The sequence below is a fragment of the Hyphomonas sp. genome, from assembly GCF_040882205.1.
GTDB lineage: Bacteria > Pseudomonadota > Alphaproteobacteria > Caulobacterales > Hyphomonadaceae > Hyphomonas.
Genome location: NZ_JBBEBT010000029.1, coordinates 1 through 7,998, shown reverse-complemented (window position 1 = coordinate 7,998; position 7,998 = coordinate 1). Strand labels below are relative to the sequence as shown.

Sequence of the window (7,998 nt, the reverse complement as noted above, 5' to 3'; positions counted from 1 at the left end):
GTATCTGCGTCATCCGCGTTTCAGGGGCGCCTGCGGCGGCAAAGGCGGCTGCGGCGCCTCAGGGGCTTCGGACTTGTCACCGCGGATCACCATCACCTGCTTGCGCTTGTGGCCCTTGTCGGCCTCGCGGAATGCAGCTTTCCCGGCTTCCGTGATGCCGGGATACTTGCCGACAGCGGCGAGCGCGGGGCCTGACTTGAGATTGCCGCGGCTACCTTCCACGCAGGCGAGGCGGAACACTTCGCCCTGCGCATCGGCGCGTTCGATGATCCGCGTCTCACCTTTGTTCAGCTTGGCATCTTCCCAGCTTTCCACCAGATACTCGATCAGCTCGGCCTGGGCCTCCACCTTCGCTTCGAAGTCAGCGCCGATGCGTTCTTCCATGATCCGCTCGGTCCCTTCGCTGTTCATTTTGATCCGCTTCTCGAGCCGCTCCATCTTGTGCTCGATGGCTTTCTCGTGCGCGCCGATGGCGATCTCGCGTTCTGCCATCCTGGCTTCCAGCTTGGCAGCTTTAGCTTCGATCTCAGCTCCAAGGGCTTCGGGTTGTTCCGGCGTCATGTCTCTCGCGCTGATGACCTTGCGCTTGACGATGCGCTTGCCGTCTTCTTCCGTCACGGTTTCTTCGACCGTCTCGCCTTACATTCCGGAGTGCAGCTCACCGGGTTTCTCGCCAAGGGCGGCAAACTCTTCCCTGTCTTCGCTTTCATGCCAGGCAATGACCGGGTCCAGAACGTCGGGGCCCAGAACGTCGGGGCCCAGAACGTCGGGGCCCAGAACGTCGGGGCCGGTCGGTTCTGCCACGTCGATATCGATCTGCCGCTGAAGCTCGGCCAGTTCCGGCGGCTCCGGCGGGTACGGGATGACCCTGGCCATCGGGTCGCCCAGCAACACGATCTGCCGGTCTGTCTCTTCGCCGCTGATCCAGAGCGGTTCGGATCCGATGCGGAGTTCGTGGGCGCCGCTGTCTTCGGGTTCGGCTGCGCCAGCAACCGAGGCGGCGATACCCGCGATTAACGCGAGGGACAGAAGTTCATCCGTCAGGCGTAGACGTCCGCCATCGGCGATCAGCGCCGGACCGGGCGCGCCGGCTTCATAGTTGACGATCACGGCGCCGGGATCGCGCACCACCGTTTCGGCCTATGTGCCCGCGCCCCGGGTAATGGCGGTCAGGTCGAAGTTCAGCAGCGACACCGGCGTCTGCAGCGGCGGCAGGAACAAGCGCACCACTGCGATTGCCCAGATCAGGCAGACGACGCCCGCACCGAACTGGCGCGAGACCGTGCGGCGCAGCGTCAGCACTCCCAGGATCAGGACCGGGACCGCCAGCAGCGTCTCAAGCGCGTGGGAGAAATCTGCGTTGAGAATGGCGGGTATCATTTCTTCAGCTCCCCCAGGAGTTTCTCGAGTTCGGCAATGTCTTCAACGGTCAGGCCGCGGCTGTCGGCGAGGTGGGCGACCAGCGGCGCCGCGCGGCCTGAGAACACCCGGTCGATGAATTGTGTCGCGGCCTCGGCCTTGTATGCGTCTTCCTTGATCGCTGGATAATAAAGATAACGCCGGCCGTCCTCGGCCTTACGTAGCGCGCCTTTCTCGACCAGCCGGGCGAGGAAGGTTTTCACCGTACGGACGTTCCAGCCGCGCTCGTCGCCGAGCCCCTCGTGGACATCACTCGCCGCGAGGCCGGGATGTGCCCAGAGCACGTCCATGACCTCCAGTTCGGATGCGGAAATCTGCGTCATCTGCCACCTGTATATGACTACAGGTGTAGCCCTATTTCTGACTACAGGCGTAGTCAATAGGTCGTTTGTGAAATCCCGGTCAGGCGAGCTTGCGCAGCGCAGGGGCCGACGTGCCCTTCATTTCCCGGAATCCCTCCTGTAGGGTCTGCGCTCGTTGCGTAACCGTTTCCGGACGGGCTTGGGAGTTTGAAGCATGAGACCTGGAATTCTGGCGGCTCTGGTTCTTGCGATGCTTCCGGCGGGCTGCGAGTCGGCAGGCGCCTATGGGCCGGTTCTCGGCGGCATCCTCACCCAGCCCTCGGGCGAACTCACACTTGGTGAAATCGACGCGGGCCTGCGCGAGGCGCTTACCCTTGGCACCGCCAATGTTGCCGTACGACTTGGCCGCGAGAACGGATACTTCGGCGACCCGCGCGTACGCATCCCGCTGCCGCAAACCTATCGCAGCCTCCAGAAGACCCTCGCCGTGATCGGCGCCAGCGGGCCGCTAGACGATGTCGAGCTGCGCCTCAACCGCGCCGCTGAAGCGGCCGTGCCGGAAGCACGCAGCCTGATTGTTGGCGCCGTGCGCAGCATGACTATCGAGGACGCACTCGCCATCCTGCGCGGGGGGGGGACGGCCGCCACTGATTTCCTCCGCGCCCGGACGGAAAGCCAGCTGACGGCCTCATTCACCCCGCATGTGCGCACCGCGCTCTCACAGTCCGGCGCCTTCACTGCGCTTGAATCCTATGCCGCGAGCGCGGGTCTTGGCGGCGCAACCTCCAGCCTGCAGGCAGACCTGACGTCGCATGCCGTGGGGCTCGGGCTTGACGGCATCTTCCTCTACGTGGCGCAAGAGGAAATGAAGATCCGGGAGAATCCAGTGGCGCGCACGACCGACCTGCTCCGCAAGGTGTTTGGAGCCGCTGCCTGATGCGCCGTTTCCGCGAAGACATGAAAGCCGGCGGGCAGATGGCCGGGATCGAATTCGGCGATCCGATCAAGCCCTATGCAGCCGTCTGGCTGCACGCGACCGGCTTCAACGCGATGACCTACCAGTCGATGCTCGCCCCGCTCGGCCTGCGGGCGCGCGTCGCGGCGCTCGACATGCGCGGGCACGGCCGCTCGACGCTGCCGGCCAAGGCCGGTCTCACCAGCTGGAACAAATATCGGGACGATGTAATTGAGTTCCTCGAGAACGAAGCGCCGCAGGGCGTCGTGCTGGGCGGACATTCGATGGGCGGCTGCGTGGCGCTGCTGGTGGCCGGCAAGCGGCCGGACCTCGTGAAGGGGCTCGTGCTGGCGGACCCCGTGATCATGTCGCGTCAGGTGTATTTCTGGAACCATGTCTTCCCGCCGGTGAACTGGCTGATCCGGCGCAACGGCATGGCAGCGCGCGCAAGGAAGCGGCGCGGCGAGTTCAACTCGTTCCGCGAAGCTCTCGATGGCTATGCCAGCAAGGCGGTATTCAAATCCTGGCGCGAACCTTTCCTGGCGGACTACCTGCTGGACGGCATCGACCGCGCCGACAACGGCCCGGCCGACGCCGAGAAACAAAGCTGGAAACTCCTGTGTACCCCGAAATGGGAAGCGCAAACCTTTGGCGCCCAGCGCAACGCGCCATGGAGCGCGCTGACCAAGGTCCGCAAGAAGAAGATCCCCATCGTTATACTGCGCCCGAACCGCGACTCGGTGATCTCCGACAAGGTCCGTGCCGAGATTATTCAGAAGAATCCCTCGCTGATGATGCGCGCCGTGCGCGGCACGTCGCACTTCCTGCCAATGGAAGCTCCCTACGAAATCCGCGACCAGCTCTCCGCCTTCATTGCCCGCCTCGTCGAACGCCTCACGCTTGAAGAAGACGGCCCGGTGTCGCGAAACCTGCGGCAGCGGCGGCGGCGGACGGGGTAAGCCTCACCACAAATCCCGCTCCGGCGACGCAACCTCGGCCAGCTTCTGCATCAGCCGCGCCAGCTCTGACTGTTCCTTCGCGTTCAGGGTCGCGACCAGCCGCTCCTCCTCGGCCAGCGCCAGTGGCACGATCAGCTCGTACACTTCCCGTCCAGCCTGCGTCAGGAACAGGAGCGACCGGCGCGCATCCTCCGTCGACGCACGCCGTTCTAGATAGCTGACCTCCATGAGCCCGGCGACGGCGCGGCTGACCGCCACCTTGTCCATCTGCGTGCGCTGGCCGATCTCGGTCGCGCTGATGGCCGGCGTATCGGCAGTCACCGCCATCACGCGCCATTGCCAGATCGAGAGGCCGAACTCCCGGTCATACAGTTCCGCGATCCGCTGGGAGATGGCGTTCGACAGCACCGACAGCCGGAACGGCAGGAATGTGCTCAGGCACAGGGTGGCAGCGGCGGGCTTTTCGGGCATTCTTTCCTCGTCTCTCGCTTGCAGGGGGAAGCAAAATTAGTTACATATGAAACTATCTATCCCCGCCTTGCAAGACAGGAACGCGTCCCATGGCCGATCTTTTCGACAATCCCGCCGGTCTCGATGGCTTCGAGTTCATAGAGTTCTCCGCGCCTGAGAAGGGCGTGCTCGAGCCGGTTTTCGAAACCATGGGCTTTACGCGCATCGCCCGCCACCGGTCCAAGGATGTCGAACTCTGGCGTCAGGGCGCCATCAATCTGATCACCAACTACGAGCCGGCCTCCGCCGCCTGGTATTTCAGCCGCGAGCATGGCCCGTCGGCCTGCGGCATGGGCTTTCGCGTCAAGAACGCGCGCAAGGCCTATGATCACCTCCTCAAGCAGGGCGGCGAGCCGGTGGAGATGAAGACTGGCCCGATGGAGCTGCACATCCCCGGCCTCCGCGGCATCGGCAATTCGATCATCTACCTGATCGACCGCTATGACAGCGGCGCCGGCGAACTTTCCATCTACGACATCGACTTCGAGTACCTTCCGGGCGTGGACCGGAGCCCCAGAGGCGCGGGCTTCAGGGTAATCGATCACCTGACCCACAACGTCTATGGTGGCCGGATGAAATACTGGGCCGACTTCTACGAGACGCTCTTCAATTTCCGCGAGATCCGCTATTTCGACATCAAGGGCGAATATACCGGCCTGACGTCTAAGGCGCTCACCGCGCCAGACGGGAAGATCCGCATACCCCTCAATGAAGAAGGCAAGGGCGGCGGCGGTCAGATCGAGGAGTTCTTGCGCGAGTTCAACGGCGAAGGCATCCAGCACATCGCCCTCATCTGCGACGATCTCTATGCCTGCTGGGACGACCTGAAGCGGCGCGGCGTACCCTTCATGACCGCCCCGCCGCCAACCTATTACCAGATGCTCTCCGGGCGCCTGCCGGGCCACGGTGAAGACGAAGCCGGCCTCAAGGCGCGCGGCCTCCTGCTCGACGGCACGACCGAAGGCGGGAGCCCGCGCCTCCTGCTACAAATCTTCGCCCAGCCGCAGATCGGCCCGGTCTTCTTTGAGTTCATCCAGCGCAAGGGCGACTATAAGGAAGGCTTCGGCGAAGGCAACTTCAAGGCCCTCTTCGAAAGCATCGAGCGCGACCAGGTTGAGCGCGGCGTGCTGGCTGTGAAGGAGAAAGTGTGATGGCAGCTCCAAAACTCAAAGGCGTCCACCACGTCGCCTATCGCTGCAAGGATGCGAAGGAGACGGTGGAGTTCTACAGGAAGACGCTCGGCATGGATTTCCAACTGGCGATCGCGGAGGACCATGTGCCCTCGACCGGTGCTTATGATCCCTACATGCACATCTTCCTCGATGCAGGAAACGGCAACGTGCTCGCCTTCTTCGAACTGCCCGAGCAGCCGGAAATGGGCCGCGATCCGAACACGCCGATCTGGGTCCAGCACATCGCCCTGCGCCTCGGCAGCCTTGATGAACTCCACGCCGCCAAGGCGCATCTGGAGTCGCTTGGCATCGACGTCCTCGGTCCTACCCATCACGGCATCTTCAAGTCGATCTACTTCTTCGACCCCAATGGCCACCGCCTCGAACTCGCCGCCGACATCGGTACGCCGGACCAGATGGCGCAGCTGAAGAGCGTGGCTGAACCCATGATCGAGGAATGGAGCGTAACGAAGAAAGCGCCAAGACATGCGGCGTGGTTGCACGAAAAGATTCGGGAAGAGACGAAGTAGGGCGCCCCGATTTCGAGTGGCGCCGTCCCGGAAATCGCGTAGCAATAGAACCAAGTCGGCAGCGTGAAGACGCCAGCCAATTCATGCAACGGGAAAACCCCCCGTCAGGGGGAGAGGGGCAGAGGTGAGGGCCAGCCATACAGCTCAGTGCTTTCAGTTAAACCGCCCTCTCCCTTTCACACCCTCACCCCCAACCCCCTTTCCTTCAGGGAGGGAGAGGGGGCTTTGAACAGCCCGCAAAGGTTAGCCCCATGAAACTCGCCACCCTCCGCAATGGCACACGCGATGGCCGCCTCGTCGTCGTCAGCCGCGACCTCACCCGCGCCACCGACGCTGCCCGCATCACGCCGACCCTGCAGGCCGCACTCGACAAGTGGAACATCTATGGGCCGGAGCTGGAAATGCTGGCGGGGCAGGTCGAGCTGGGCTCTGTGCCCACCTTCCGTTTCCACGAGCATGACTGCGAGAGCCCCCTGCCGCGCGCCTATCAGTGGGCGGATGGTTCGGCCTATATCAACCATGTCGAACTCGTCCGCGCCGCCCGCAACGACAAGGTGCCGGAAAGTTTCTACTACGACCCCCTGATGTACCAGGGCGGCTCCGATGCCTTCCTCGGCCCCCGCGACGCTATCTCGCTCGGCGACCCCGCCTGGGGCTGTGACATGGAAGGCGAGATCGCAGTGATCACCGATGACGTGCCCTTCGGCGTCAGCGAGGAAGAAGCCGGCCACCACATCAAGCTGATCATGCTCTGTAATGACGTCTCCCTGCGGGGCCTCATCCCCGGCGAACTCGCCAAGGGCTTCGGCTTCTTCCAGTCCAAGCCCGCCAGCGCCTTCTCCCCCGTCGCCGTGACACCGGAGGAGCTTGGCCCCAACTGGCAGGACGGCCTTGTCCACCTGCCGCTGCGCGTTGATCTCAACGGCGCCCCGTTCGGCCGAGCCAATGCGGCGGTGGACGCCACCTTTAATCTCCCGCGCCTCGTCGCCCATGCTGCAAAGACGCGCAAGCTGTCCGCCGGCACGATCATCGGCTCGGGCACCGTCTCCAACAAGGGCAAGGATGGCGACCCCGGCACGCCGGTTGCCGAAGGCGGCCTCGGCTATTCCTGCATCGCCGAAATCCGCATGATCGAGACCATCCGCGACGGCGCGCCGAAAACGCCCTTCATGAAAGCCGGCGACATCGTGCGCATCGAGATGAATGATGCCTCGGGCCACTCCATCTTCGGCGCCATTGAACAGACGGTCGAGGCCGTCTGAACGGCTTCAACAGCTGTTGAAACTTTCGTCGCACTAGGGCATTCGCCCGCCGCAGAATATGTTAGTGGCGGGGCAGCAGCGGCAACGCGACCAGGGAGTAACAGGCCGGATGGCAAGCAAGGTCTACAAATCGGCGAAGGAGGCCCTCGACGGGCTTGCCTTCGATGGCATGACGGTAATGGCCGGCGGCTTCGGCCTCTGCGGCATTCCGGAAAACCTGATCCTCGCGCTGCGCGATAGCGGCGTGAAGAACATCACCGCCATCTCGAACAACGCCGGCGTCGATGATTTCGGCCTCGGCCTTCTCCTGAAAACGCGGCAGATCAGGAAGATGATCTCGTCCTATGTCGGCGAGAACAAGGAGTTCGAGCGCCAGTATCTTTCCGGCGAGCTTGAACTCGAGTTCAACCCGCAGGGCACGCTGGCCGAACGCTGCCGGGCAGGCGGTGCGGGTATCCCCGGCTTCTACACGAAGACCGGCGTCGGCACGCTGGTCGCGGAAGGCAAGGAACACCGCGAGTTTGGAGGCGAGACCTATATCCTCGAAACCGGGCTCGTCGCCGACCTCTCCATCATCAAGGCCGAAAAGGCCGACACGCAGGGCAACCTGATCTTCAACAAGACCGCCCGCAACTTTAATCCGCCGATGGCGATGGCCGGCAAGGTCACGGTCGCCGAAGTCGAGGAAATCGTTCCCGCAGGTGATCTGGACCCGGACCATATCCACCTGCCGGGCGTCTTCGTCCAACGCATCATCAAGGGCACATTCGAGAAGCGGATTGAACAGCGCACCGTGCGCAAGCGGGAGAGCACCTGATGGCCTGGACACGCGATGATATGGCGGCCCGCGCCGCGAAGGAACTTGAAGACGGTTTCTACGTGAACCTCG

General features: G+C 63.4%; 11 protein-coding genes and 1 pseudogene. 7 read left to right on the top strand and 5 right to left on the bottom strand.

Features of this window, described 5'->3' with window-relative positions:
- Positions 1-9: 9 nt before the first annotated feature.
- The 4 genes from WEA77_RS01760 to WEA77_RS01745 are packed head-to-tail and all read right to left on the bottom strand — an operon-like array spanning position 10 to position 1,742.
- A complete protein-coding gene (locus WEA77_RS01760; protein WP_368066154.1) occupies positions 10-618 on the bottom strand; it encodes a hypothetical protein in 609 nt (202 codons plus the stop codon).
- Between the two features lie 21 nt (positions 619-639).
- On the bottom strand, positions 640-1,131 hold the full coding sequence (locus WEA77_RS01755) for a hypothetical protein (RefSeq protein ID WP_368066153.1): 492 nt from the start codon (positions 1,129-1,131) through the stop codon (positions 640-642).
- A 9-nt stretch (positions 1,132-1,140) separates the two neighbouring features.
- Positions 1,141-1,380: a hypothetical protein gene (locus tag WEA77_RS01750; protein ID WP_368066152.1), complete on the bottom strand. Its 240-nt coding sequence runs from the start codon at positions 1,378-1,380 to the stop codon at positions 1,141-1,143.
- The gene (locus WEA77_RS01745) at positions 1,377-1,742 is read right to left on the bottom strand and encodes a BlaI/MecI/CopY family transcriptional regulator (protein ID WP_368066151.1); all 366 of its coding nucleotides are present in this window, start codon (positions 1,740-1,742) and stop codon (positions 1,377-1,379) included. The genes WEA77_RS01750 and WEA77_RS01745 overlap by 4 nt, the downstream gene beginning before the upstream one ends.
- A 193-nt stretch (positions 1,743-1,935) precedes the next feature.
- On the opposite strand from WEA77_RS01745, the gene WEA77_RS01740 reads away from it, so the two are divergent.
- Both WEA77_RS01740 and WEA77_RS01735 read left to right on the top strand, forming a co-directional pair.
- Positions 1,936-2,658 carry a DUF4197 domain-containing protein gene (locus WEA77_RS01740; RefSeq protein WP_368066150.1) on the top strand — a complete coding sequence of 241 codons (723 nt, stop codon included), beginning with the start codon at positions 1,936-1,938 and terminating at the stop codon, positions 2,656-2,658.
- A complete protein-coding gene (locus WEA77_RS01735) occupies positions 2,658-3,635 on the top strand; it encodes an alpha/beta fold hydrolase (protein WP_368066149.1) in 978 nt (325 codons plus the stop codon). Before WEA77_RS01740 ends, WEA77_RS01735 begins: the two co-directional genes overlap by 1 nt.
- A gap of 3 nt (positions 3,636-3,638) precedes the next feature.
- Here WEA77_RS01735 and WEA77_RS01730 read toward each other — a convergent pair whose 3' ends face one another.
- Complete coding sequence (locus tag WEA77_RS01730; protein WP_368066148.1) at positions 3,639-4,106, bottom strand: MarR family winged helix-turn-helix transcriptional regulator; 468 nt, start codon at positions 4,104-4,106, stop codon at positions 3,639-3,641.
- A gap of 89 nt (positions 4,107-4,195) precedes the next feature.
- Here WEA77_RS01730 and hppD point away from each other — a divergent pair, with 89 nt between their 5' ends.
- The 5 genes and pseudogenes from hppD to WEA77_RS01705 all read left to right on the top strand — a co-directional run.
- Positions 4,196-5,296, top strand: a complete 1,101-nt coding sequence (gene hppD, locus WEA77_RS01725; RefSeq protein WP_368066147.1) for a 4-hydroxyphenylpyruvate dioxygenase — start codon at positions 4,196-4,198, stop codon at positions 5,294-5,296.
- Complete coding sequence (locus tag WEA77_RS01720) at positions 5,296-5,847, top strand: VOC family protein (RefSeq protein WP_368066146.1); 552 nt, start codon at positions 5,296-5,298, stop codon at positions 5,845-5,847. The genes hppD and WEA77_RS01720 overlap by 1 nt, the downstream gene beginning before the upstream one ends.
- 251 nt (positions 5,848-6,098) lie before the next feature.
- The gene (locus WEA77_RS01715) at positions 6,099-7,109 is read left to right on the top strand and encodes a fumarylacetoacetate hydrolase family protein (protein ID WP_368066145.1); all 1,011 of its coding nucleotides are present in this window, start codon (positions 6,099-6,101) and stop codon (positions 7,107-7,109) included.
- Between the two features lie 109 nt (positions 7,110-7,218).
- Complete coding sequence (locus WEA77_RS01710) at positions 7,219-7,926, top strand: CoA transferase subunit A (RefSeq protein WP_368066144.1); 708 nt, start codon at positions 7,219-7,221, stop codon at positions 7,924-7,926.
- Positions 7,926-7,998: pseudogene (locus tag WEA77_RS01705) on the top strand (succinyl-CoA--3-ketoacid-CoA transferase); the annotation flags it as partial. The gene WEA77_RS01710 and the pseudogene WEA77_RS01705, both read left to right, overlap by 1 nt.

Coding starts and splice junctions, on each gene's coding strand:
- WEA77_RS01750 (WP_368066152.1), bottom strand. CDS start 1,380: ATGATACCCGCCATTCTCAACGCAGATTTCTCCCACGCGCTTGAGACG.
- WEA77_RS01745 (WP_368066151.1), bottom strand. CDS start 1,742: ATGACGCAGATTTCCGCATCCGAACTGGAGGTCATGGACGTGCTCTGG.
- WEA77_RS01740 (WP_368066150.1), top strand. CDS start 1,936: ATGAGACCTGGAATTCTGGCGGCTCTGGTTCTTGCGATGCTTCCGGCG.
- WEA77_RS01735 (WP_368066149.1), top strand. CDS start 2,658: ATGCGCCGTTTCCGCGAAGACATGAAAGCCGGCGGGCAGATGGCCGGG.
- WEA77_RS01730 (WP_368066148.1), bottom strand. CDS start 4,106: ATGCCCGAAAAGCCCGCCGCTGCCACCCTGTGCCTGAGCACATTCCTG.
- hppD (WP_368066147.1), top strand. CDS start 4,196: ATGGCCGATCTTTTCGACAATCCCGCCGGTCTCGATGGCTTCGAGTTC.
- WEA77_RS01720 (WP_368066146.1), top strand. CDS start 5,296: ATGGCAGCTCCAAAACTCAAAGGCGTCCACCACGTCGCCTATCGCTGC.
- WEA77_RS01715 (WP_368066145.1), top strand. CDS start 6,099: ATGAAACTCGCCACCCTCCGCAATGGCACACGCGATGGCCGCCTCGTC.
- WEA77_RS01710 (WP_368066144.1), top strand. CDS start 7,219: ATGGCAAGCAAGGTCTACAAATCGGCGAAGGAGGCCCTCGACGGGCTT.